The sequence below is a fragment of the Ignavibacteriota bacterium genome, from assembly GCA_019637995.1.
GTDB lineage: Bacteria > Bacteroidota > Ignavibacteria > Kapaibacteriales > UBA2268 > JANJTB01.
Map to the genome: position 1 here is coordinate 33,001 of JAHBUQ010000004.1, position 24,846 is coordinate 57,846.

Annotated in this window: 30 protein-coding genes; 25 read left to right on the top strand and 5 right to left on the bottom strand. The window is 39.0% G+C overall.

Annotation, left to right across the window (positions count from 1 at the left end; all coding sequences use genetic code 11):
• Positions 1–97 precede the first annotated feature (97 nt).
• From KF896_14360 to KF896_14380, 5 genes are read right to left on the bottom strand one after another with little or no spacing between them, the layout of a single operon-like run.
• Complete coding sequence (locus KF896_14360; protein ID MBX3044891.1) at positions 98–550, bottom strand: phage virion morphogenesis protein; 453 nt, start codon at positions 548–550, stop codon at positions 98–100.
• Positions 547–1,227 carry a minor capsid protein gene (locus KF896_14365; protein MBX3044892.1) on the bottom strand — a complete coding sequence of 227 codons (681 nt, stop codon included), beginning with the start codon at positions 1,225–1,227 and terminating at the stop codon, positions 547–549. The genes KF896_14360 and KF896_14365 overlap by 4 nt, the downstream gene beginning before the upstream one ends.
• Positions 1,224–2,780, bottom strand: coding sequence for a DUF935 family protein (locus tag KF896_14370; GenBank protein MBX3044893.1), 1,557 nt, complete (start codon positions 2,778–2,780; stop codon positions 1,224–1,226). Before KF896_14370 ends, KF896_14365 begins: the two co-directional genes overlap by 4 nt.
• 6 nt (positions 2,781–2,786) lie before the next feature.
• On the bottom strand, positions 2,787–4,034 hold the full coding sequence (locus KF896_14375; protein MBX3044894.1) for a PBSX family phage terminase large subunit: 1,248 nt from the start codon (positions 4,032–4,034) through the stop codon (positions 2,787–2,789).
• A complete protein-coding gene (locus KF896_14380; GenBank protein ID MBX3044895.1) occupies positions 4,027–4,659 on the bottom strand; it encodes a hypothetical protein in 633 nt (210 codons plus the stop codon). The genes KF896_14375 and KF896_14380 overlap by 8 nt, the downstream gene beginning before the upstream one ends.
• Positions 4,660–4,855: 196 nt before the next feature.
• On the opposite strand from KF896_14380, the gene KF896_14385 reads away from it, so the two are divergent.
• The 25 genes from KF896_14385 (at position 4,856) to KF896_14505 (ending at position 24,766) form a co-directional block, all read left to right on the top strand.
• Positions 4,856–6,007: an ATP-dependent Clp protease proteolytic subunit gene (locus tag KF896_14385; GenBank protein ID MBX3044896.1), complete on the top strand. Its 1,152-nt coding sequence runs from the start codon at positions 4,856–4,858 to the stop codon at positions 6,005–6,007.
• Positions 6,007–6,966, top strand: coding sequence for a hypothetical protein (locus tag KF896_14390; protein MBX3044897.1), 960 nt, complete (start codon positions 6,007–6,009; stop codon positions 6,964–6,966). Before KF896_14385 ends, KF896_14390 begins: the two co-directional genes overlap by 1 nt.
• Positions 6,967–6,971: 5 nt before the next feature.
• The gene (locus KF896_14395; protein MBX3044898.1) at positions 6,972–7,265 is read left to right on the top strand and encodes a hypothetical protein; all 294 of its coding nucleotides are present in this window, start codon (positions 6,972–6,974) and stop codon (positions 7,263–7,265) included.
• Positions 7,258–7,614, top strand: coding sequence for a DUF2190 family protein (locus KF896_14400; protein MBX3044899.1), 357 nt, complete (start codon positions 7,258–7,260; stop codon positions 7,612–7,614). Before KF896_14395 ends, KF896_14400 begins: the two co-directional genes overlap by 8 nt.
• On the top strand, positions 7,614–8,084 hold the full coding sequence (locus KF896_14405; protein ID MBX3044900.1) for a DUF1320 family protein: 471 nt from the start codon (positions 7,614–7,616) through the stop codon (positions 8,082–8,084). The genes KF896_14400 and KF896_14405 overlap by 1 nt, the downstream gene beginning before the upstream one ends.
• The gene (locus KF896_14410; protein MBX3044901.1) at positions 8,065–8,487 is read left to right on the top strand and encodes a hypothetical protein; all 423 of its coding nucleotides are present in this window, start codon (positions 8,065–8,067) and stop codon (positions 8,485–8,487) included. Before KF896_14405 ends, KF896_14410 begins: the two co-directional genes overlap by 20 nt.
• Complete coding sequence (locus KF896_14415; protein MBX3044902.1) at positions 8,488–8,835, top strand: hypothetical protein; 348 nt, start codon at positions 8,488–8,490, stop codon at positions 8,833–8,835. It begins immediately after the preceding gene.
• On the top strand, positions 8,835–9,257 hold the full coding sequence (locus tag KF896_14420) for a hypothetical protein (protein ID MBX3044903.1): 423 nt from the start codon (positions 8,835–8,837) through the stop codon (positions 9,255–9,257). Before KF896_14415 ends, KF896_14420 begins: the two co-directional genes overlap by 1 nt.
• Positions 9,254–9,841, top strand: coding sequence for a hypothetical protein (locus KF896_14425; protein ID MBX3044904.1), 588 nt, complete (start codon positions 9,254–9,256; stop codon positions 9,839–9,841). The genes KF896_14420 and KF896_14425 overlap by 4 nt, the downstream gene beginning before the upstream one ends.
• Positions 9,838–10,095 (top strand): hypothetical protein, encoded by a 258-nt coding sequence (locus KF896_14430; GenBank protein ID MBX3044905.1) that lies wholly within the window; start codon positions 9,838–9,840, stop codon positions 10,093–10,095. The genes KF896_14425 and KF896_14430 overlap by 4 nt, the downstream gene beginning before the upstream one ends.
• On the top strand, positions 10,058–10,465 hold the full coding sequence (locus KF896_14435) for a hypothetical protein (GenBank protein MBX3044906.1): 408 nt from the start codon (positions 10,058–10,060) through the stop codon (positions 10,463–10,465). The genes KF896_14430 and KF896_14435 overlap by 38 nt, the downstream gene beginning before the upstream one ends.
• Positions 10,462–10,791 carry a hypothetical protein gene (locus KF896_14440; GenBank protein MBX3044907.1) on the top strand — a complete coding sequence of 110 codons (330 nt, stop codon included), beginning with the start codon at positions 10,462–10,464 and terminating at the stop codon, positions 10,789–10,791. Before KF896_14435 ends, KF896_14440 begins: the two co-directional genes overlap by 4 nt.
• A 176-nt stretch (positions 10,792–10,967) precedes the next feature.
• Positions 10,968–11,135 carry a hypothetical protein gene (locus KF896_14445; GenBank protein MBX3044908.1) on the top strand — a complete coding sequence of 56 codons (168 nt, stop codon included), beginning with the start codon at positions 10,968–10,970 and terminating at the stop codon, positions 11,133–11,135.
• Positions 11,135–11,779, top strand: coding sequence for a hypothetical protein (locus tag KF896_14450; protein MBX3044909.1), 645 nt, complete (start codon positions 11,135–11,137; stop codon positions 11,777–11,779). The genes KF896_14445 and KF896_14450 overlap by 1 nt, the downstream gene beginning before the upstream one ends.
• Before the next feature lie 15 nt (positions 11,780–11,794).
• The gene (locus KF896_14455; protein ID MBX3044910.1) at positions 11,795–12,313 is read left to right on the top strand and encodes a hypothetical protein; all 519 of its coding nucleotides are present in this window, start codon (positions 11,795–11,797) and stop codon (positions 12,311–12,313) included.
• A 45-nt stretch (positions 12,314–12,358) separates the two neighbouring features.
• The gene (locus tag KF896_14460; GenBank protein MBX3044911.1) at positions 12,359–12,637 is read left to right on the top strand and encodes a hypothetical protein; all 279 of its coding nucleotides are present in this window, start codon (positions 12,359–12,361) and stop codon (positions 12,635–12,637) included.
• Between the two features lie 10 nt (positions 12,638–12,647).
• On the top strand, positions 12,648–14,042 hold the full coding sequence (locus KF896_14465; GenBank protein MBX3044912.1) for a hypothetical protein: 1,395 nt from the start codon (positions 12,648–12,650) through the stop codon (positions 14,040–14,042).
• On the top strand, positions 14,042–15,109 hold the full coding sequence (locus tag KF896_14470; protein MBX3044913.1) for a hypothetical protein: 1,068 nt from the start codon (positions 14,042–14,044) through the stop codon (positions 15,107–15,109). The genes KF896_14465 and KF896_14470 overlap by 1 nt, the downstream gene beginning before the upstream one ends.
• A gap of 45 nt (positions 15,110–15,154) precedes the next feature.
• On the top strand, positions 15,155–15,841 hold the full coding sequence (locus KF896_14475; GenBank protein ID MBX3044914.1) for a hypothetical protein: 687 nt from the start codon (positions 15,155–15,157) through the stop codon (positions 15,839–15,841).
• Positions 15,842–15,903: 62 nt separating this feature from the next.
• On the top strand, positions 15,904–18,387 hold the full coding sequence (locus KF896_14480) for a hypothetical protein (protein MBX3044915.1): 2,484 nt from the start codon (positions 15,904–15,906) through the stop codon (positions 18,385–18,387).
• On the top strand, positions 18,384–18,788 hold the full coding sequence (locus KF896_14485) for a hypothetical protein (protein MBX3044916.1): 405 nt from the start codon (positions 18,384–18,386) through the stop codon (positions 18,786–18,788). The genes KF896_14480 and KF896_14485 overlap by 4 nt, the downstream gene beginning before the upstream one ends.
• Before the next feature lie 3 nt (positions 18,789–18,791).
• Positions 18,792–19,298: a hypothetical protein gene (locus tag KF896_14490; protein MBX3044917.1), complete on the top strand. Its 507-nt coding sequence runs from the start codon at positions 18,792–18,794 to the stop codon at positions 19,296–19,298.
• Positions 19,299–19,306: 8 nt separating this feature from the next.
• A complete protein-coding gene (locus KF896_14495) occupies positions 19,307–19,879 on the top strand; it encodes a hypothetical protein (GenBank protein MBX3044918.1) in 573 nt (190 codons plus the stop codon).
• 14 nt (positions 19,880–19,893) lie between these two features.
• The gene (locus KF896_14500) at positions 19,894–20,046 is read left to right on the top strand and encodes a hypothetical protein (protein MBX3044919.1); all 153 of its coding nucleotides are present in this window, start codon (positions 19,894–19,896) and stop codon (positions 20,044–20,046) included.
• Positions 20,036–24,766: a phage tail tape measure protein gene (locus KF896_14505; protein MBX3044920.1), complete on the top strand. Its 4,731-nt coding sequence runs from the start codon at positions 20,036–20,038 to the stop codon at positions 24,764–24,766. The genes KF896_14500 and KF896_14505 overlap by 11 nt, the downstream gene beginning before the upstream one ends.
• Positions 24,767–24,846 lie beyond the last annotated feature (80 nt).

Genomic DNA, 24,846 nt, shown 5'->3' on the forward strand with positions numbered 1-24,846 from the left:
GATTCATACTAACAACGTTGATAGTATGAAATGTTTTATCCACTCCGTTTTTAATTAGAAAGGGCATCACGAAAGTGGCGCCCTTTTTTTTTAATAATTAATTAAAATTCCTTTTCAAAAATCTTGCCATCGCATCAGTTAAGTCCTCGATTACATCCGGCGGCAATTCATTTTCCGGAAAGATTGGGCGTGGTGGCATAAATTTAGTACCAAAATGTAGATACTTCGCATAAAACAGATTTGTCCCCACCTCAACCCCTGTGCTGTTAGCTGTAAAATTAATAGAGCCAAAGAGCCCAGCGTCACCCCCTCGCCTTTTCAGTAAATCATCACGGCTGAGTCCGAGCTTATCACGTTGCTCGACAGTTGAAGGAGCGAGAGGCATCCAAGCCGTACCTCTGTTAAAATAAGCCCCTTGCGTATCGAAATTATCTCTGACGGCTTGCGTAAGTATTTTGCCTGCTGCATTATAAAAAGGCGACATATTAACACTATTTAAATATCTTTCGATATCGAATTGGATGTCGTCGAGCTTAAGGGTTATATTCATTTAATTTTCTCACGTAATTCTTTATCAAATTTACTTAAGTCCGGAGAGTACGGCTCGCTTGGGAGTTGGCGAAAATCTTTATGATTACGATATTTTGTAGGAATATCTTTAATATCAACAACCGACAATCCCCACCTTTTCCTTTGTGCTTCGGAGATGGCAGAATATATTGTTCTGCATCGAAAATGGCGTGGTGTATACATTTCATTTAGCAAGGGGTCATTAATTTTTAATACAATATTCTTTCCTGCGAGCCATTTGCACTGGTCAGTAGTCTTTTTGTCATTCATCACATAAGGTCTGATGTAAGGGAAATCGTCATCAGGGTCATCAATTTGTTGATAATAGCGTCCTGCATTATAGGCATTTGATATATTTTGAGTAACGACTAAATCGGCGTGCCATCCTCTTAAATCTAATTTATCTCTTAGAGTTTCTTTAAAGAGTTTGAGATTTTCACCTGATTTGATTGCTTCTGTAATTAAATCCTTTGCATCGGTCAGATGCTGAGCATTATTAATTTTTGCGATAGTGAAAGCATCTTGATTAAATTTTTCAAAATAATCATCCCATTTTGCATCATCCTCATCAATAATGCCTAAAGATTTAAAATACTCAAGTGCTTCATCCGGCGATTTATCGAAAGCTGTTTTAAGAATATCAAGTGTAAGTTTCATAATTCGTCCTCTTGATTGAATCCATACACAGCTGAAATCAGCATAAATTTTTTAATAGTATCATTCTTATTATCAATATCAAGTTTATCAAAAATCTCGTAAACATTTTCATTCATATCTTCGAGAGATTTATATTTTTTCAATGCAGAAGATATTTTGTCTAACGTATCAGACTTAAGATTTTGAAATTCATCAGAGTTGAGTACATACTGCATAAAGTCATCAATGACAGAATTACTTTCTTTTGCTTCTTTTTCTGTTTGAGCAAATGCTTGATTTGCTTTTAAGCCTGTAATCTTAGATGAGTTACTGTCATTAATCGCTTTTGGCAACTGTTTTAATTGAAAAAAAGAGCGATCAATATTGAATTCGTTTTCGATATAATCCTCATTAACCTCAACGCCCACCTGCGACAGTTTAATCAATAAATCTGCCTTAGCGGAATAAACATCAAGGTCATCTTTTTCGTAAAAACGAATTTCAGGAATATTTGTAGAATTGAAATTCAGCTCATGTTGCCACTTCAACAATTCATTGATATGATATTTCACAAACTCAGTATAAGATTCAATCCTATCAATTTTAGTATTGTTCGCCATTGTTTCATTGCCGAGCTTACCCGGCGTTGCTGCTGATGCTGATTCATGTCCGAGCAGCACTTTGTTTATTTCTGCATTAGAGAATTCGATTAAGCCCTTGTAAATTTCCGATGACGCAGTACTGCCTGCAGCGATCGGGTTTAGAGCTGTCCCTTCCGGCGAAACAATAGTTTTATGCTGTCGCATTTCCTGTAGTTCGCTAAAGAAGTATTCGGCAAAATCTTCAGGGTCCATTTGGAATTGACTAGCCGCTTTAGCAGAGAAGGTAGCGAACACACCGGGACTGCCATAATCTTCTGCAAATTGAGCCCAGAAATTCAGCACAGTATTTTTTAAAAAGACATGCTTGTAGCAATTCAGAAGTAAACCTGTTCCGTAAGGATTATTGTATCCTGCGTCATAAGCAACATATTTCACTCTATAGTGATCTGGGGTAACGCCTACAAAGTCGCCGTCATTTTGCCGAATTTTTAGAATATTATCATTCGTAAAAATAATACTATTGTGCGGCAAGTCTTTCACTTGCTCGAGTATATATTTACCATTGTCATATTTCCAAATCGTATTGAGAGCTTGAAAGCCGTAAAACACAGCGTAAAGAATTTTTTTAATCAATTCATCTTTCATCAGATTTTCGATAGTGACATAAGCGAGTTTAATCTCGTTATCATCAGCATCATTTTTCACTATTTCCCATTCGAGCGAGCCGACCCCTTCCAAGATTGAATTGACAGCACCTCTGACTGTAGAGTCCGCCATAGCTTCAGCGAATATTTTAAATCCTTTGTCACGAATGAGCTGGCTTGGATTTGGCAGTATGTTAAGAAAAGCAGTATGAAAATCTTGATAAATATCAAGTCCTTCAGTCAAGGGCGATGTTTTTTTCATCGCCATGGCTTTAAAGATTTGGAAAAACCTTTTCATTGCCACGGAATTATCTTTGATAGTTTTCATTATAATTTAAAGTCCTAAAGTGAATAATTGATTTTTCGTATTTAATTTACTAATTCTGCTTTTGCCTGGAAAAGCGTCTTTATTTTTTGCCTTCATAATTTTAGTATGCTCGTTAATCCAGATTTTTGAACCGTGTGTAAACACCGCATATCTGAAAGCGTCGCATGCATGGTCCATAAACTTTACCGGTTCATCTAATATTTTGCCGTTCCTGTCTTCCTTCCATTTGTAAGATTTGAGTTCTTTGATAAGATTATAAGATTGTTTTGTAACATTTAGATTGAAACGTTTACAAAAATCTATACCTGTTTTAACAGATTTGTCAGCAGGGTAAATATTAAATCCTGCTCTGTAAATCTCTTCAATTCGGGCAGGCTCGGCAGCGTCAGCATATATGTATTCAAATTTAATACCCGCATCTTTTAATTCAGTAATTAAATCGTTATTTGTCAGCCCTGCTTCATAAACTTCTTCATGAAGATAAATATCTTTACCAACTTTATTAATTTTTACCAGTGCTGTTTGATTGTTGTACCCAAAGTCAAGACCGTAAATACTCTCTCCCCCTGCCATTGAATCAACGATATTGACATTTGGATATATCAGATTAATCGCTTTTGCTATTTCACCTAATCCGTAAATCTGCCAATAGTTGTTATCCTCACCTTTCAGCCTTTCAATTTCTTCAATCTGCTCAGAAGAGAGGTAGTCGTAGTTATCAAGATAATTAGATTTTATGAATCTGCAGTCATCACGTGTCAGCACGTGGTCATAAATCCAGTGATATTCGTCAGATGGATTATAATCGATAAATATTTTGCCTGTAGTACGCATGAGGAGCTGTATCCATTCCTCGTAATTTAGGAAATTTGCTTCATTAATAAATAAATCTTTTCTTGAAGTTCCTCTGAGTTTGTCCGCGTTATCAGTGCTGAAGAACTCTATATAAGAATTATCATTTTGCGTATAAACCATATCGGATTGATTAAACTTGCGGCGGTCATATTGATTAATCCCTTGCAATATATTCTCAAAATCTCTTTTTACGCCTCTTTTGATGTGCGGCAAAGTCTTTGAAACCACGCTGATACTCTGTTTTTCGGTCGCAGTCAGCATAAGAGTTGTTAAAATTTGCATGATTGAGTATGTTTTACCGGACCGTGTACCACCTTGATTGCATATAATTTTAACATTCGGGTCATTATATGCGAGCCAATTAGCGTAATATACAGGCGAAACCTTAAGCTCAGTCATTATTAGTTGCTTCTAATGATTGTAACAAATTGCTTTTAGAGCCTACTACGGTGATATTGATTGACGGCAGGATAGTATTGCCGTTTGTAGTATGGTCAATCTGATGTTTGTCGCTCATTCCGTGTGTTTTTCGACCCAGCTCTGATGCAGCGGACAGAATTCCTGCAGATTTTTGAATCATTTCAAATAATTTTGAGGCTGGCAAAAGGTCGAGGTCGTTAAAATCTTCGGGATTCTCTTTATATTTAAGCAGGAAAATCTCTGCAGGTTTTGCGAGTACATCAATATAGTTCTCTGCGAGTTTAGCATGTTTTCTTGCGAGGTCGCGGGCGCTCTCTTCCATAGCGTGTCTGAATACCTCATCAATATGATATTTGTATGCAGCGACTCTATCTTGCCATTTCCATATAGACATCCAGTTTTGTACCCGCGTAAATATTTGCTTTGGTCTTATGCCCGGGAGAACTAAAAGTTTGGCTGTTTCGGCAGCATTCCGTTTAGGACCTAAATCCCTGTAAATTTGAAAAGCCTCAAAAGCTTCAATCGGCTCGTTAGGCTGTTTTTCATAAATCGGCTCAGTTAGTGTTTTATAGTATTTCGCTTTTTCATTTGTAATGTTTGCCACAATAAACTCATTAATGATTAATAAAATAAAAGCAAAAATGAGAAAAACCTGTGCAGTTTTGCTATGTAAATCTGCTGTGCAGTTTTGCTATGTAAATCTGCTGTGCAAAAATGTAATGTAAAATTGCACAGTAAAATTGCACATTCCTTTGTTTTTTTTGCATTAGTTATTTTGACATAATGAAGATTTAAAAAAAATGATAATTGATATATTTGGTGTAATCGGAGATGCTTGGAGCGACAATCCAATCACTGATGAAAGTATTCGCAGGCAGCTAAAAGATAAAGCAGAAGGCGAGGAATTGATTGTTTATATCAATAGTCCCGGTGGATCTGTGACGCAAGGGCTTGCAATATATGCACTTTTAAAAGAGCATAAACCGGAGGTTCGGATAATCGGGGAAGCATCATCTATGGCGACTGTCTTAGCCTGTGCCGGTTCTAAGGTTATGATGGCAGACTCAGCCGTGATGCTCTTTCACAAACCTTGGTCTTTTACGTGGGGAAATGAAGACGAAATCGAAAAAACTACAAAGAACCTGAAGACCTTAAAAGAATCAATGATTAAAATCTATCAAAACCGAACCGGTAAAACTGCTGAAGAGATAGAGGACATATTAGCTACAGATGTATATCAAAATGCAGAGCAATGCAAAGAATGGGGATTTGTAGATGAGGTTTATAAGCCCGGTGAAGAAGATTTAGTTAAGGCGAGCTTATCTAACAAAATCATGGCGCATCAAAAAATTAGATTTTACAGTTTGAATAATAATTATTTTAATAACAATCGAAAGGACGATTCGATGGATTTACAAGCAAAATATGACGCTTTAAATGCGGAGCATGCTAAATTGCAGGCTACAAGTGAAGCGGCTGTTAATGACAATACCAAGCTTAAGGCAGAAGTAGCGAAATTGACAGATGAATTTAAAGCTTTGTCGGGTGACAAAGTGAAGATAGAGCAGGAACTTGAATCTGCTCGCAAAGAACTCCAGGCGGCAGCTGCTAAGGATGTCGAGACTGAAGTAGAATTATTTTTAGCAAAGATTCAAGATAGGATTTTAGCTAAAGACCGCGATGAATTAAAAGCCGAGTTGCTTACTTTGCGTAAGCTCGAAGGCAATGAGAATGCCGTTGTCAATGGCAAATCTCTTTATGCACGCAAACGTGAAGAGCTTGAAGCTCGCCCTTCTCTTAGTTCTATCACGCAGCCTTTGCCTGCCGCTCAAGGTAAACAAGAAGGCGAGAGTGAAAGACAAACGCTAGCTCGCAGAGTGCAGGAGCTAATGGCTTCAGACAAGGTGGATTTAAACACTGCTTATAATAAAGTTATGGAGGAATCAAACTAATGGACAAAAGATTAGAATCACTTAGAGCGTCGCAAGATCCACTCTTGACTATGTTCGCTCAAAAAATCGACACGGCATCATTCGTAAGCAATTTGATATTGCCGGAAGTGCAAGTCGAAGAGATGACAGGCAAAATCCCTGTGTTCGGCAAAGAGCATATGAGAATTCATGACTCTGAACGTCCGACCAAAGCTCCAATTAAGACTATGCCTTTGGATGACTGGACTACGAAAGACTACGGACTTTCAATGTATGCTCTTGAAGCACAGATTGATGTACTTGAAAGTGCTGCCGCAAAAAAAGTAACTGATTTAGAAAAATATTCAGTAGAGCAATTGAGGCATTCCCTCGAATTACAAAAAGAGAAAGCAGCAGTTGACTTGTTATCTCTTGAAGCGACCTACAGTGCTGACCATTATGTTGGTTTGACTAATGATGACTATTTTAATAACAACGACTCTGACCCTATCTCTACAATCTTAGATTCTATGGAGACTGTCAGGGGTAAGGTTAATCGTTTACCAAATGCGATTGTGATTGGTCATGAAGCATTCGCTGCATTGCAGTCGCACCCAAAAATATTGTCGAGAATTCAATATACGCAGACCGGTATAGTGACAGAAGAATTGCTTTCTGCAATCCTTTCAACTAAGAGCAATCCTGTAACTGTCCGTGTAGGCACGGGATTATATGACAATAATGGCGTGATGACAGATCTTTGGGGTAAACGAGTTATCATGGCTTACAACAAATCGCTTGCTCCGAACGGCATGAGCAAATATGACAATTCTTTCGGCAAGTCATTGGTCGCAAAAGGATACCCGCTTGCAGCGAAATATCCTGGTGCTCAGCCTGTGATTGACAATGTTGCAGTTATGCACATGTATCAGCAATTAATTACTAACAAAGATGCAGGCTTCTGTCTATATAATGTAGTAGGCACAGTTAGCGAAGGGTAAAAGTCATGATATTAAAAGTTAAAGTTAAAGTAACAAAAGGCATGATAAAGCATAAGGGTCGCAAGTATCAAATTGGCGATACTCTTATACTTTCAATCTCTGATTTTGATGCGTTGCGTGGCAGCGTAGATAAACTTGAGATAATCAGGTCTGAAGTTGATTTGACAGAATTAGCAATTAAACATGCAAAAAGCAATAAAGGACCTACTTTAGCAGAAGTCATGGCAGCGACTGAGGAAGAATTGAAACAAGATATCATTAAAACAAATAATAAAAATAGGAGAATAAAGAATGTCTAATCCAACTTATAGCCCGCTTGCACGCAGAGCAGTTCAACTTGCTGCTGATGTGGCAGCAGGTAAAGCTATAAAGCATAACGGTGCAGTGGCAGGCGATGGTGAGCTTGCTTTGGGTGTAACCGAGCATGCTTATAATAATGGCGATAATGGTAGTGTTGTCATAGCAGGGACTGTGCTGATGAAAATAAAGCAACAGTTAGCTGCCGGTACGCTACTTAAAGCCGACTCAATCGGTGATGCGATTGGCGGCGTGCAGTCAGGTGATTTCACCATTGGTGAACTCCTGGGCAGCTGTGGCACGAATGATTGGAGTGAAGTTCTGATTAATAAATTCCAGAAGGTTGATTAATGTCAAGTAGCATAGATTATAATTATATCATACAGCGAATTCCTGAAGAAACAATTTCAGCCTTAATGACTGACTCAGTATTTTCAGATATTGACGAGGAGGTGATCCAAGAATTTATTTCAGATGCTGATGCTATTGTTGATAATGCTATGTCTTTACGTTACATTTACCCTTACGAATTTACAGATGAGATACTTGGTGAAAAGGCTTTTAAGATGCTCCGGCGATGGAAATTTGCATTAGTCAGACAAATGATGTATGCTCGCAAATACGATGACGAGGAAATGAAAGAAATTAATCGGCAACATAAAGATGTAATGACTAAGCTTGAAAGACTTCAAAAAGGCGAAATCGAAGTCGCCGGACTCGCCATGAAGCATTATTCACCTAAAAATTTGATTTTCAGTAAAAAGAATGAACAGGTGTTTACAAACGACAGGTTGACTGCTTATGATAATCGAACAGCGTGAGGCAATTAGAGATAGACTTGCAGCCGCATTTGACGCAGCGGACTTAAAGCCCTTTATAGCAATCACAGGATTTCCTGAAAATAAAGAGAGCATGGAGAACTTACAAATGGCTGCAAAGCCCCACAAAGGCGGCGCCGTGTTTGTGACTTGGACAGCTGAGCGCCCCGGTTATCGCTCGGGACAGATATATCCTGCATTTGTAGATGTTTATACGATATTTCTATTTTCGGACAACAAAAAGAGCGATGATGATATAATCAAAGCTTATGAGATTGCACGAAATGCTTTACAGTCGAAATATTTTTTGTATTACGGCGAGATGTCACCGGTTAAAACAGCCCAGACCGGACTCTACATGGCAGCTTTGCAGGTGGGCTTACAAGCAATATATCAAGGAAATTAAATGACATTTGACAATGGCACATGGTGGCTTGTAGCAGGGATAGGCGGAGTGATGGTGCTTTCATTAGGATTTCTGCTCACTTTGACAATCAATACTTTGATAGTTAAGCCTGGACGTGAGTTCAGGGATGCAGTATCATCTTTTAATGCCGCCATATCTGACTTTAAAACATTTATTGAAGTTCAAAAAGTGCATAATGTTGAGCAGGACAAAGACACCCTCGACATTTATACAGAGCTTGACAAGCATGATACAAGGATAACTAAGGTTGAAAATTACAGTCGTGACCAGCGACACGAAATTAACGCTATTAAGCAGATATTAGATTATAAACAGGAAAAATACTAATGAATTTTATACCCGAAGAAGAAGTGCCGATGACACTTCCGCAGAAAATTTACGATTTCATAGCAAGGAATATCACGCTGCTATTAGTAATCGTAGCCGGATTAATCTTTTTGAAATTTGAAATTGCTTACATTTACACACTCGCAAAAGCTGTTGTAGCGTGGGCTGTTGTAATATCTCTTGCAGGGTTTGGTTTATTTGCATATACTAAAATCAACTTCCTTGAAACCTTTATCCGTGGCAAAAACAAGCGTACAGATACTAATAATGAATATTTATTTACAGCTCTGGTGATGTCAGCAATGATTTTAGGCTCAGCATATGTAGTAGGACAGATATTTAACTCTTATGCTGCAATTGAAGTAAGTAGAAGCATCACAGCAGAAGAATTGCAATTCTTACAGGAGAGATTAGGTCAGTGATTAGACTTATACTCATATTGCTTTTGTTAGTCAATGTCGCTGCATCTCAGCCGCAGAAATGGGTAATTGAGATTGACAGATGCGGTTTTGATAAGATTTCAGATACCCGTATGAAACTGCTTGAAGGTGAAGTCGGCACTATGGAAATCGGTAATAACAGAGGAGCAAGAGTAGATGAGTATAATGATAGTGCTTTAGGATTTAAGAAAGGACGTGGAGCACCTTACTGTCAGTCAGTAGCAACATGGTCTTGGCTGAAAGCAGGGCATCTCCCCTACCCCAGAACGGCATTGGCAAATGCACCTTTTGATTATGCTGTCCGGAACGGAAAAAGAGTTAGCTATGTCCCCGAGCGTGGCGACGAGATGACTTGGCGTTATCCAAATAGCTGGAAAGGGCATAAAGAAACAGTAGCGAAAGTTCTGGAGAATGGATTTGTAATCACAGTCGCCGGAAATGTAACCGGCTCATCTCTAAGCAACGACCCCGTCGGTGGCGGTGTAAAGCTTATGAGGCGTGGCATATATCAGAAAATTGGCAAAATGCAAATGAGAGGGTTGGTAGGTTTCAGGAGGAAAAAATGAAAGTCACATTCAAAAGACGGAACTTACATTTAAGTTGTAATTGTAAACTGATGTCGAAAGCTGAAAACAGAATACTAACAAGTTTTACAGTTAAAACAGAAGATTTGCACACTACAAAATTATACAAAGAAGTAATTGAAGAAGCAGACAGGGTTTTGATTTTTGAAGAAGATGACGGAATTGAATTTAAAGTTTTAACAGTAGCGGTAGTAAATTATGAAGATTACAGTATTATTCGCATTAATTGTAATTAGTATAAGCGGTTGTTGCTCTGGACGGACAACTAATCAGGTGTTCATCAGAGATACGACTTATATCAAAGTTCCTGAAATTATTCAGGGTGAGGGTACGCCTCAGATCATTACAGATACTTTGATTGAATATGTAAAAATCAAGGATACCGATACGGTGCTCAAAATCAAGTATCGCCCCCCAAAGGGATTAATGGAGTATATGATAAAGCCAGATACAGTACGATTTGATGTAAGAGATACTTTGTACAGCATCAAGATTGAGGAACGGATAATCGAAACTCCTTTGATGAGTAAAATCGGTTTATTGTTAGCAGGCGTGGCAATCGCATTAGTTGGATTAGCAATTTATAAAGAGAGGAAAAATAAATGAAAACATTAGAAATTAACGCAAATGCAAATTATACAAGTGATTGGATTTTCAAAGATGCGTACAGCTCGACATTCACTAAAAGCAGCGTACAGATTAAGTGGCACGGTATAACCGGTACTGCTAACGGAACAATCAAGGTTGAGATGAAAACAGACAGAAATGCTGACCTTACAACGGTTCTTGATACAGTAAATGTCAATAGTGCCTCGAATGCATCGGATAACATGCTTTTGTCGGTTAATTATGCGATTAAGGCATATCGTATCACTTATACTAAAAACGACATCACGGCGGGCGATATTATAATAAAAATTGATGCGGAGTAATTATGCCTATTTTAGAATACCCGAGATTAGAAGATACACGTTTCAACCCCACAGTCGCTCCAGACTCGGCTCTGGAATTAAGCTATTTCGGTGGTTACGGTGGCGTAATTCGCAACGTAGACGCAAACACGGCTGTAACTTTTGAAGACGATATGAAAACGGGGCAGGTCTTTAAAATGATAGTAAATAACACACACGTGTCAAATACGATTAGTGTTAGCTTTCCAGTCGGTACGAAGGGTCATCCTTTACCTGCTTTTATTAGTGCAGGTAAGTTTGTAGAATTTAGCGTTCAATGGGTTGATGACTTTTGGAAGGTGTTATACACGGGAGTTTTAGCATAATGGAACTATACAGCCCAATCACAGACGGACTCGTTTTCAGTATGCAAGGTGGTACTTTGTTTGACTCTGCCAAAAATAACGTCATAACCAACAATGGAGCTACTTTAACCACTGACCATAACGGCAGAGCTGGGCGGGGGTGGGCGTTTGCGAGTTCACGGCAAATCAGTTTCCCAATTTTAAACACATACAGCAATATTGAGAATGTCAATACAACAATAATATCTTTAAAAACAGGCTCAGATGTTACAACGAGGCAAGGGGTGTTCATTACGATGGACACAACGGCAGCAAGATTCTACATACAGATTTTATTTGAGAAAATAATTTTTGGCACACGAGACGGGAGTGGCGGTCACAATAACACTGCTTCTGCATTAACAGCTAATACGCAATATCATTTTGCTTTTGTAAATTTAGGTCATAGTGTTGGCAAGGTTATATATGTAAATGGAGTACCCGCAGCGGCATTAGCCGGCGAGGTATTGGCAAGCGGTCTAAATGACAGTGTAATTATCGGCGGAACGAATGGCGTAATTGCAAATCCTATGCTTGGAACAACTATTGATACAGTTGCATGTTATAGCCGTGATTTAACCGCAACTGAAATTCAATACAACTACAACTGGTGGCTTTCACACTAACAAGGAAATTGAAATATGAATTATTATATCAATAACGGCATAGAGATTAAAAGCGAAGTGGAGCTTAATGGTGCAAATGGTTATCCGAATGCTGTTAAGATTACAGCTGAGGAATACGAGAGCTTGCAAAAGGGAACGCATATAATTGTGAACAACAAAGTAGTTGTTAAGCCAGAACACGTACCGACGTTGGAAGAGCTGAAGCAAGCTAAGCTAAACGAGCTGAACAACCATTTCGGAGCCATATTTCAGCAAGGATACTTTGACGAAACAACAGGCTGGACGCTCTTTTGTGGTGAAAGCAACATCAACGACTATGCAACATTAAAGAACGCCCTCCTCGACATGCCAGACAATAAAGTAGCTGAAATAGGCACTTACACAGGCTGGCACGTGAGCACGAAGGCGGTTATATATCCTCTGCTTGTAAGGTATTCCGAATACATGATGCCGCTCACTACGCTTTATAGGAAGACCAAGAGGACTATCGAAAACGTACAAACTGAAGAAACTTTGGATTCAATTCAATGGTAGAGGTAGCTTTTTATATCGCAGGATACAACAGGGCAAGAGGTTAAAATGACAAAATTCAAAAAATATGACACACTCACAGGCAAGAATATTCTTGACGACATTAAAGCAGAAGATATACCCTTAGCAGGTGATAAGAATTTTGTGTTTAATCAGATAGTTCCTTCGACAGTATGGGAGATTAATCACACGCTCAATAAGAAAGCAAGCGTGGCGGTAGTAGATTCAGCAGGGTCATTGGTTCACGGACTCGTCAAATACATAGATGACAACACGGTACAGATAGAATTTAAATTTTCATTTGCAGGTACAGCGTATCTAAATTAAAGGTAAAAAAATGGCAGCTATACAGCAATTACATAACATAGAACTATCCGGCTTTCTGAAGATTTTAAATGCTTCTGGATATCTTGATATTGATAAAAATGAGCTTAGAAATGCGAGAATACAGAATTTAGCAGTAGAGCCAGCCTCTCCGGTCGAGGGTCAGATATTTTACAATACTGCTAAAAATTTATTCGGGTATTGGAACGGCTCAGCTTGGGTTTATCCGGCTCTTGGCAACAAGTTCATTGATACAAATTCAGTAGATATGGATTATAACACATCTACTAATGAACTTACAGCAAATGTAAAAGTAGCAGGTGGTGGTGGTGTCGAGATAACAGGGAGCGGTGTTCAACTTGCCAACTCGGGCGTGTCGTCAGGGACTTATACAAAAGTAACCGTAGATGCGAAAGGACGTGTAACCACAGGTGCAAACATTGGTAGTGGTGACTTACCGGCTCATAATCACACTTCTACTGATGTAACAGATTTTCATACAGCGGTCAGAACTAACAGACTTGACCAGATGGCAAATCCGACTGCTAATCTTAATTTAAACGGTCAGAAAATCACTAATCTTGCAGAGCCGACAGCCTCAGGTGATGCAGCTACAAAGAATTATGTTGATGGTGCTATTGCAGGGTTGAAATGGAAAGCAAGTGTAAAAGTAGCTACTACTGCAAATATTACTTTGTCAGGTGCTCAGACTATTGACGGTGTAGCAGTAGGTGTAGGTGACAGAGTTCTCGTTAAAAATCAGAATACTGCATCTCAAAATGGTATTTATGTTGTAGCAGCAAGCACTTGGTCGAGAGCTACTGATGCGGATGCTTGGACAGAATTGGTTAGTGCAGCAGTATTTGTTGAGCAGGGAACTGTGAATGCTGATTCGGCTTATACTTGCACAAGTGACGCTGGTGGAACACTCGGCTCTACTGCGGTTACTTGGACTACATTTGCAGGAACTCAGACTTTCTCAGCAAGTTTAGGTGTACAGAAAGTAGGTAATGATTTCAGAGCCAGCTTTGAAACTGACAGCATTGAATTAAACGGCAATAATTTCAGAGTGAAGACTGACACTACTAAAGCTATAGAGAGGACTGCAGGCGGTTTGGCAGTTAAGGCTGACGGCACTACAATTGAGATAAGCGGAGGCACTTTATCACTTGTAAATGCTTACAGAACAAGAAAATTTGTAGGTACAATTACAGGTAACGGCTCTGCTAAAACATTTGCAGTAACTCATAATTTTGCGACTCGTGAGGTTATTGTAGAAGTATATGACCCGACAACTTATGATACAATACTGCTGGGTGTAACAAGGAATTCAACTAATCAGGTAACAGTAGAATTTGCTGTTGCACCGGTGAATGCGAAACAATATACAGTAGTGGTGATAGGATAATGGCTAAAGTAAACATATTCGGGCATTCAGACCACGATTACGGTACTGCTGACAAGTTCAGATTAGAGTATAAGAATTTTCCTTCTTATGAATCAAATCGTATAGGTAACTTGCTGGTATCCGGAAAAGATTTTTTCTTCAATGACGGTAATAAGAATGTCGCTGTTTTACTGCACGACACAGAGGAAGTAGCTTATTATTCACGCGGTGGAGAGACATTCAAGCTCAGACTTAATGAGTATTATGAAATCGGAATTATTGCTCATGCTGAAACATTTTTTTACAGATTTGACGTTGCTGGCTCTATTCACACAGACCCTTTTGGGAATGACGCAGGTTTATATCTTGCACACCCTTCAAATGCTTATGTTCGGTTTGTAGTTGAAGCGGATTATGACGGCACGAATAATTGGACAGAGATTTACAGAAAGACTTTAGATGAATTGTCAGGCAGTTTGATACTTCTGACTTCAATTCACGAGCTATATCTTACAGGTCATGCAAAACTAAGATTTAAACTTGAGCATGATTATGCAAGTGTAGTAGAACCAACAGACCATTACGATGATTGGGGTATAGTTCTAAAAGTATATAGAAAACCACGAACATCTTGGAAAGTAAGATGTCCACTTCCAAATACCGCTGCACTTCCGGGTATGGAATGGGTTTATACAGTCCCTTTGCCTGCTCCTTACGGTGATCATGTCTTGCCTTGGGATGGTTACTATGAAGTACACGTTTTTGTGGGTGTAAAGGAGATGGACGCATTATTTCAGGATGTAAACTGTATGACACCTCAGCAACTTCAAATTGATGAAATGAATGTCTGGCAACTTGTAGATTTAAGTCCGACCTTTGCAGCAAATATGACCGCAGAGGGTTCGAGATTAGTCAATCATTCATTACAAGGCAGTATCAGAGTTAAAGTAGAATCACCGGACAGCGAGAGACTTGTCAAGATTAAAGTTGTCTTACCGAACAGTTCATTTTACGAAATCAAAGGCGGGTATGTAGATATTCAGTTTGTAGGTGATTATCATAGTGTCGGAAAATATATTATTAATTAACAGAATTAAATAAACTTTTTTTTTATTTTTTAGGAGAATTAAACCATGGCTAATATTGATTTATTGTACGCAGACAGTACCTTTTTAAGGTTGGTACCCTGCACTGAGACAGACGGCAAGATTACGGGTTTAGGAACTAAGATGGACTTTTTGTCAATCGTTTCTGTGAAACCTACATTTATGAGCCCGAACGCTTCGACATCCGAGGCGTATTTTACAAGCGAGGGAGCGAATAATAATCGTTATTCGACCCTTGACAAGTCTAAGAATTACAACATCCGCACGGGTGATGTGATAGCTGATGACTCCAGTGGCGACGCATCTGAAAGATTTGAGTGCGAAGTCTTTTTAACTGCTACTCAAAGAAAAAGTATTATAGACTTATTCACCGCCGGAACGCCTGTTTTTGCTATTTCAGACATTGGTAAAAAGACGCTCGACGAGGCGCCTGCCGGATTCGAGTATGTTTTAGGAAAGATTACAGATTTGCAGGACAGCAGAGAGCGTTCAGCGTCAAAATTGTCATTCAGTGTCACGGCATCGAAAGCAATTGAGATTAATTTGACTGCAGAAGTGCCGGATATTGATGAAACAGATTTGAATGCTGTTGCTACGGGAGCAGGAAACACAATTACACCTGTGAATGAGTCTGCTAAGACTGTAACAGCGCTAACATCAGGCGATTGGACTAATCTTGTTGCAGGTAAAATTGTAATCAAAAATGCTTCTTAATTGAGTATTGAACAAAATCCGGCAATTGCAGGATAGTAATTGCCGGTTATATTGGAGTTGAAGTGAAATATTTTCAAAAATTTGCTTATAATGAAGACGGATTTGGCGAACAGGTCTGTCATTTTGCCGTTTCTGATACTTATACAGAGTTATTCGATTCTGCTATCGGCACAGAAACCACTGTATTTTTTTTAAAGAACACTCTTGAAGAAATAGATGTTGAAGAGGGCAGAATTAGCAGTGATAAACTTGATTTCGACACCAATGCGATTTCTTGCAATAATGAAAATGATTTAAAAGCATTAAATTTCTGTTTAAATGCTGAAAATGTTAATTCTCCGAGATATTGTGCATTGTTTTTCGATGAAAACCCTTCTAATTCTGAATTAAAGTTTGTCGGCAAAATAGATACATCAATAAAAGCGAAAGACTTATCTTGGCAAGGAGATGTTTATAGCTCATCGCCTTTGCCTTTGAGAGATTACAGCTTTACAGCGACAGCATTTGACGCAAACATTTTATCGCAAGTCAAGTTAAACAGCTCCATCCGCGCTGCCGATTTTTCAATCATACCGAATATGAGGGACAGATTATCCGGCAATGTCGGTTTCCAGGCATTATTTGAAAATCGTCCATCTTTCGCAATTGATTCAAGTCCTTCGGCTGAGCATTACGGGAATATTGCTTATACTGCATATTTAGGTAATCTTCATGCCGTGATACAATATATGCTTGATATTGCAAGCGAAATCATATATGATTTACATGGTATTACACTTGAATTTGAACTCTTGGAAACACCCTTGGGCTTCGCTACGTCACCATGCAAGTATGGGTTTAAGTCGCATAACCGCTCTCTACAAATAACTAAAGTGGAGAATAACCCAGATGTAAGATTAAAATTATATTTATCATCATCAGGCGAACATCCTGCGGGCTCTTCACCTGCATATATTAGTAGAAAATTAGTAGACGCAGAGTATGGTACAATTAAAAATCTTGACAATACAATAAAATATGAGTTTCAGGAAGTACGCACCCGTGCAGAAATGCCTTTTTCGTTTATGGAAATAGATAACATGCAGGAGCTTCTTGCTTTGATAGCTCAAGCATTCGGGCTGTACTTCCGCTCAGACTATTCCGTTAACAAGATAGCATTAAAATTGGTCCCGCGGGAAGAAATTTTGCAAAACGCTCAAACATTCTTGTATGGTGCGAGCGAAGCTGACACCGATTTTTCTATAATAAGCAGTCAAATAGGCAATAAGTATTACGCCGATGCAACAGCTTATACTGCGAACGGCATAGATAAAATCGAGAATGAAGCAGACACTTTGATAGCAAAAACATCTGATTTGCGTAAGCAAAAAGCAGATATGCGAGCAAAAGAGAAAGACTTGCGTAAAATTGAATATGAAAAATTGCTTTTTTCTACATCACCAACTGCAATAAGATTCCGTGGAAAAGGGACTCTCGACACATTGTATCCTTTAAATCTGCTCGGTTTAAAATTGGGTGGCGAGACAGATTGGGAGTTAAAGAATTTTGGCGAATACGGTTATATGTATTATCCACTTCTGCCACCAAATCCTATTCAAGATTATATACATGACCGTTTAGGCAAAGAAGCGGATTATTTAAGTGAATATCTCCACAATTCTATTTATATTGAGTCAGATGCATTTGAAAGTGCTAATACTGCCCTGCTTGGTTCGACAAAGATTTTCAGACCCGCAATTAATATTTTTGTTCGTATAGGCGGTGATGATTACATCTTTGACACGTTAGCCGATTATATTACATTCATTTCGCAGCGAGATGTCCAATATTATCAAAGAGAGTATAATTTAACTGTTCCATATTGGAATTTATTCTCTCTTTCATCTGATGGTTCAGAGCCTTCCTGGAAAAACGTCAAATTAGGCAGCAAGATTAGAATATCGGAAAACTACAAAGAGTACAAAGATGGAATCTGGACAGAGGGCGTCAGAAACAAGGATTATACGGTTGTATCTATTGAAACCAATTTGCAAAAACCGGAAGTAAGATTAAAACTTCATTCGCTTGAAAAAATTGATTTTTCAACATGGGACGGTGATATTGGTGATATTGTAAATATTTTTTATCAGTTACCCGCAATTGCTAATCAAAGTCCGACAACTTTAGATACAAGTGCGTCGGTAATTGAAATTGAAGCTGCAGGAACAATCGTTGCCGGCGATGTTGTTATGATGACACCCGAAGGTAACATTGTAAAAGCACAAAACAAGTCGGAATACTATCATTACCCTGTAGGCATTGCTTTAAGGGCAGGCGGTACAGGTGATATAATTACTGTGCAAAAGTCCGGCGAAGTGCAGAGTTACAGATACGATTTTACAGAAACCGGACGGATGATACAATTGCGATACAACCCATCAGGGTTAAACCTTTCGACTAATCTTCTTGCTGAAAAAACAGCAGATGAAGATACGATAGTAATACTCGGGCACTCATTATCGGTAGACAGCTTTTATTTAAATATAGTAAAGATGGTGTTAGCATGAACTCAATTTATTTAAGATATGGAAATTATAATGATGGTACATTAGAATATGTGACAGCGGTAGAATTTAAGCCCACAATTCTAAGACCGCTGCAGTTTGTGAGCAGGACTAACGGCAGGGATTTGCGGGATATCCTTTATACTCATGTCAAATCAGTCAGAACTAAGAGTTACGAAATGGTTTTATCGTCGAATGACCTTGTAGTCAGCTCGAAACTAACATTTATTAAGAATTTCTTAAAAGCAGATGTCACTCAATACAATCTTACGAATACGAATTGGGACACTCAGGCTGTGACCGTGACACTTGATGGGACTGACCCTGTGCAGTTTGAATATTTAAACAACCACAAAGGGCTTATAAAATTGAAATTAGATTTAATTCAAAAATATCCGGATTAGACCATGGCTACAGTATATTTTAAAGATTTCAACAAATGGGAAATACTGCCGATTCATTCGGTTGCGCTCAAATTTGGTAATAACAATGCGTATGAGCTTGAAGCATTAGAAGCTTCGAGTTCATTTGCAATCAGACCGGTACTTGATGAAAATGATTTAGGTGCTTCTACAATAGTTGCTTATGCTTTAGAAGGCAGTATATCTGTTATTCAAAACAATTTCAAAGCATTTAAGGGATTAGTGCAGGATGTGCAGTCTCAAAACCTGACAATGGTTTGGATTAAGTTGTATAGTGAGTTACAGGATAGCAATAAGTTGATAGATGTCAACGGTCCGCCACAGTATGGACAAACGCCACGGGGAGCTTTGAATTTAGAGACTTACAGCATAACGCCCGAAATAGTGATGTCTAAGCCATCTGCACAGATAAAATTTAATATAACAGGCTATTTAAGTGCTGAAATAATTTCTCAGCATTATGATTTATTAATTCAACAATCTTGGAGTTAAAGAATATTATGAAGCATACTTTTAAAATACCTCGCAGAAATGCAAAAGGTGTCATCATCAGAGATGAAGACGATAATCAAATTTTTGATGAATTTGTATATGATTTTGAATTGATGGGAGCTGATAGAATGCTTGCAGGACGCAAGCTATTTCATATTAGCAATCAAGAATTTGCTAACAGACCGGCACAAAGTGACGAATTGGGGTCATTGGTTGCAAGGCAGGCGGAAAGACAAGGTTTTGCAGCTATTTTGATGAGAAAAATTGATGAAAATTTATTTGAATTTTACAACGAACAGACAGCAAATGCTTTTGATGCACTTAAAGATATTCAAGGAAGCGAAAACTTTATTAAGCTGATGGAGTGTCAAGACCATTTTTTCGGCAAAGTGGGGTTGCAGAAGCCAGAATTGATGACGCAATCTCTCGATATAATGATGCAGTCCGTAAACATATTGAAGACTATAGAGCAGCTCAAAGAGGCAGGGGGGTTAGAGCTGACACAGCTGACAGAGATGATACTCGGAAAAAATACAGAACAGTTGACAGGCGGGAAGAAAGAGAAAGATTCTACAATATAGAAGAATTTAAGGTTATGCGACGTGAACCTTATAACTGGGCGATAGTCTGGATAGCAGCTAAAGCGGAAAGTGTCAGTCGTAAAGAGATTTTGAGGTATAGAGTCGAAGAATTTATTGAAGTAGTTATTCACGCATTAGATGAGTTGAGCAAGAACCATGGATCTTAGTTTAAAATTTCAAGCAGATTTAGACCAGCAGGCGTTGGTTAAAAAAATTAATATTATGTTAGTGCAGTTGCGAAAATCATTAGGTGAATTTGGTAAAGGCGTAACAATTCTTGACGAGAAATCAATTAAGCAGCAGTTTGAGGGTGTCAATAAGCAATTTCAGACAATGGCAACTCAAAGCGGTGCTGCTAAAAGAGGTCTTGAGCAAGTTGGAGCAAGTCTTGAGCAGGCAGCAAATAAAGGCAGTTTGCTTGGTAAGGCTTTTCAATTTAATATGGTAACGCAGGCAGTAACTCAAGTCACATCTGCTTTTAATCAGTTCTTAGTTCCTTATCAGGAATTTGACAAACAGCTTAAAAATATTGGAACTTTGGGTGTAAAGAACTTTGAGGAATTCAAAACAGCTGCAATAGATTTAGCGTCAGGCGTACCGGATACAGTTGCAGGCGTAACAGAGGGTATTTATAATGCTATAAGTGCGGGAGCAATTGAAGTAGTTGATGGTCAGGCGAATATTGCACAGGGTATGAAATTTGTTGAGCAAGCAAGTAAATTAGCTGTAGCAGGTATGACAGATACAAATGCAGCGATTAAAGGATTAGCATCGGTAACTAACGCCTACGGGACAGATGTCTTAAGTGCCGGTGATGCAGCCGATTATTTATTTGCAGCAGTAAAAAATGGTGTTACAACCGTTCCTGAGCTCAATGCATCCCTATCAAATGTAGTTCCTATTGCAGCGGCGGCAGGTGTAAGCTTTGAAGAAGTAGCGGCAGGTATAGCGACATTAACCAAGCAGGGCGTACCGACAGCACAGGCAACTACTCAGATGAGAGCGGCAATTGCAGAGCTTTTAAAGCCAGGTGCAAGTCTTAAAAAAGTTATGACAGAGGCTGGCGTTAGTATTGAGACCCTGAGAAATGAGGGTTTGCAGGTTACTATGGCTAAACTCGGACAGAGTATGAACTCTATGGGAACTGACGCTGCAAATACTTTCAGCTCTATTGAGGCTGTCGGATTTGCACTTGCAAGTACAGGCGATAATGCCGATAAGTTTAAGAATGATTTGCTTGCAATTGAGGCGGGTGCAGGCTCTGTGGAAGAAGCTTTTAATGTTGCTTCTGACGGCATTGCAAATAAAACTCAAGGCATGATGAACCAAATTGAAGCTATGTTTTTCAAATTTTTTGACGGACTTGGCGAGACCGGAACAACTGTACTTAGCGTAACTACTCAAATGGCTCCGATGGTAGCGACTTTTGCAGGTTTAGGGCAGGTTTTACCTGATTTGGGCGGAGCAATCAAAAAGCACTGGGTTACATCTATGCAAGGTGCTACTAAAGCTCAAAAAGCGTTGAATTTTGCAATGATGAGCAACCCTGCAGTTGCTTCTATTGCCGCTATTTTAGCGTTAGGATTAGCATTAAGAGGGTTGTCTGACTGGTTAAACACAACGGCTAAAGAGAGATTAGAGGATGGAAAGGCTGAGCTTGAATTCGCAGATGTACAACTTCAAGCAGCTAAAAATAGAATGGATTTGCAGCAGAAACAAATCAAATCAGGCGAAGCCTTAATCAAAGCCTTTGAAGATGAAGGCGAGGCGGCTCTTAATAACTCAGATATGTTGCTGCAGCTTGAAAAAGCCTATCCGGGTGCAATTGATAAAACAGTTGGGTTTACACAAAATCTCGCAAGATTGAAAATGGCGAGTCTGAACTCTAAAACTGAACTGCAAGATTTAAAAGGAGAAATATCTGAACTCGCTCTGGCGAAAGTGAATCTTGAAATTGATGTAGCAAGATTGGAAACCAACGCAATTAAAGAGGGGCTCGAAGACCAACTAACAGAAGCTTTGGTAGATGATAAGAGTTGGCTGAATCCGCTTGGCAAAGTCGGACTGCTACTTGGTGAAAAGATATTTGGAACTTCGAGCGTGAGATGGCAAGCAGAAGCACAGATGAAAGAATATACAGATGCTATTTATAACGCAAGTACTTCGGAAGAATTGCAAAGGGCTGGAAACGAGTTGCAGATGGCGATAACTAAAGGAACGGGTGAATTCGCTACGCTCGACCCGAAAGAAAAAGCAAAGATGATGAATGACGTGCAGCAAATGGTTGACAGTGAGTTGAAAATCAGAGAGCTTAAAGCTAAAAAGATAGAGAATTGGACAAAGCAGCAGATTGATTTGGGCATGAAAGAAGCCGACATCATCGCCATGGGTAAAACTCAATTTGAGCTAACAGAAAAAGAAGTCAAAGATTTAATCGAACAGCAAAAAAAATCAAAAGCAGAGCAGGATAAGACCACTCAGGCAGTACAAGCAACGACAGCATCGGCGTCAGACCTTGCAAAACAATTTGGCGAAGTCTTCGCAAAAGCTAAAGAGCAGCAAAGCAATGCAGTAGGAGCCTTGGCGGAACTTAGGCGACAATATCGCCAAGGCGAAATTGATGCAACGGCTTTTGAACAAAAAAGACAAGAATTGATACAAGAAGGCAAGCAGGCTACAAAAGAGGTTCTGCAGTTTGAGAAAGACCGTAAATTGTCTGAAAAAGAAATAGGAATGAATGTCGAAAAAACCAATAAAGAGGTTAAGAAGTCAATTGATTTAGCGAAAGAAATATATGATTTAGGTAAAAAAAGACTCGATAATGAGCTTAAACAGTTCACAATTAATTCAGACCTTGCAAGATTGCAGGAAGGGCGTGAAAAATCACTTGTAGATGAGATTGCCGGAGCTAAAGAAAAAAAGAGAATACTCGAAGAGCAGAAGAAATTACTTATTGAAACTTATCAACTTCAACTTGATGCAGATGGTAATATTGTTGATATGAATGTTTCAGTCGCAAAGCAAGACCGTCAAAAAACTCTCGACGGATTAAAACAAGACCTGCTCGACCTCAATATGTCAATTCAGGAATCAGAAGTCGCAAATCTTGAGCTTCAGGCAAAAATCAAGCTCAATCAAGTTGATTTGGATAAACAATTAAAAGAATTAGAGCTTAAAAGAATTGAATTTGAAGTCAGTATTGGTGTAAAAACTGAAAAAGATTTGCTTGCTTTGACCCAAAAAGACCTGAACGGCGTGCAAAAAGCTATTCAGGAAGTACAATCAGCAATGAATGCTTTGCAGGATAGCGGGCAAGCTGAAAAGGGTGCTAAAGAGCTTACGCAGGAAGAGATTATACAGCTTCAAGAATTTCAGAAAAAACTTTACGAGCTGAAAAGTGAAGAAGTTGACCTTCTAAAGACATCCGAAGACAAAAAAAGAAGCATAAGACAAAAAGCATTTGATGAACTCAAAACGCAAAATGATAAAGATTTATCTGAGATTGAAAGACGTGTAACGGCTGAAAATGAGCTTACTAAAAGCGTCATGGCGACTGTGGTTGAAGCCCTTAGTCGGAAGACTGACCGCACCAAAGATGATGAGCTTGCTAAACTCGAAAGCAAAAGAGAAGCGGAAATCATCTCCGAAGCGGCTTTCAAAAAAGAAAAAGAAAGAATCGAAGCTGAGCATCAACGCACTTTAAGGAATATGCAGGAAGCACAGCGGGCGGCTGAGATGGAAGCTGAGCGCAGGCAAACGGCATTGATACTCGAAGAAAAAATGAAAAGAGCTCAAGCCGAGCTTGCTCAATTAGACCCAGAGAAAGATGCAGACCAATATCGTCAGGTCTTTGACCAAATTAATACACTGAATAAAGAATTAGCTGAAAAAACCGACCTTCTGACTGCTTACGGGGCTGAAATGTCCGGAGCTATCGGCGATATATTCGCTAATATGTTCGCAGGTGATAATGAGGCAATGAAAAATTCTGTCAAAGATTCATTCTCGTTTGTGGCAGGTGTGTTGAAAAAGTCCGCTTCTGCAACGGTGACTAAATTAGTACTTGAATCTTTGTTTGCAGGTGGCGGCGGGATATTTGGTTTACTCGCAACTCCGGCAATAACCGCTCTGATTAATGCCGCTATATCAAAAATTTTAGACCCTGTGCTAAGCTCAATTACATCTTTCTCAACCGGTGGACGTGTTGACGAGCCTACTCTGGCGATAGTCGGTGATGCATCCCGTTCAAGAGCCGGACGCGATACGGAATGGATATTCAGAGATGACCAACTGAGACTCATAATGGCATTTGTTCTTGCAAAACATCAAGCAGGACTTGAAAGGTCATTAAGCAATATAATAGGGGTGGAAATGCGACGTGACGATAACTCGCCATTGACGCAGTTAAATAACTCTATAAGGCAGTTAAATACATCGCTAAACAGACTGCCTAAAGATTTAAGGGAAACTATCACTTTTGACAAGGCGTTTGGCATGTATAATGAAACGATGAAAATCAACGCCTTAAATACTCAGTATAAAGCCGGACAGCTGGATGATGAAGATTATTACACCAGATTAGCTGAAAAGCAAATGTCTTTTCGTAGTTATGCAGGCGGGTCAGGATTTTTATATCAACCAGAGCTCGCTATGGTCGGTGATGCCGGTGTGAATAACCCTGAGATAGTTTTAAACAATCCGCAATTAGAAGCATTGATAACGAAAGTAGGCAATCAAAGCAATGCCGCTGTCGTCAGCAAATTAGATAAAGTCGAAAGTCTTTTATCGCAAATACTTGATAAAGACCAGGACATATACCTTAACAGCAGCAAAGTAACCGATGAAGTTCAAAGAGAATTTAACCGTAGAAAATTTCGTAACCCGTAATCCACATAAACACATCTCGCTTCTCTTCATATAAGCTCCAATATCATAGCACTCTGAAAAGGGTGCTTTTTTATTTACAC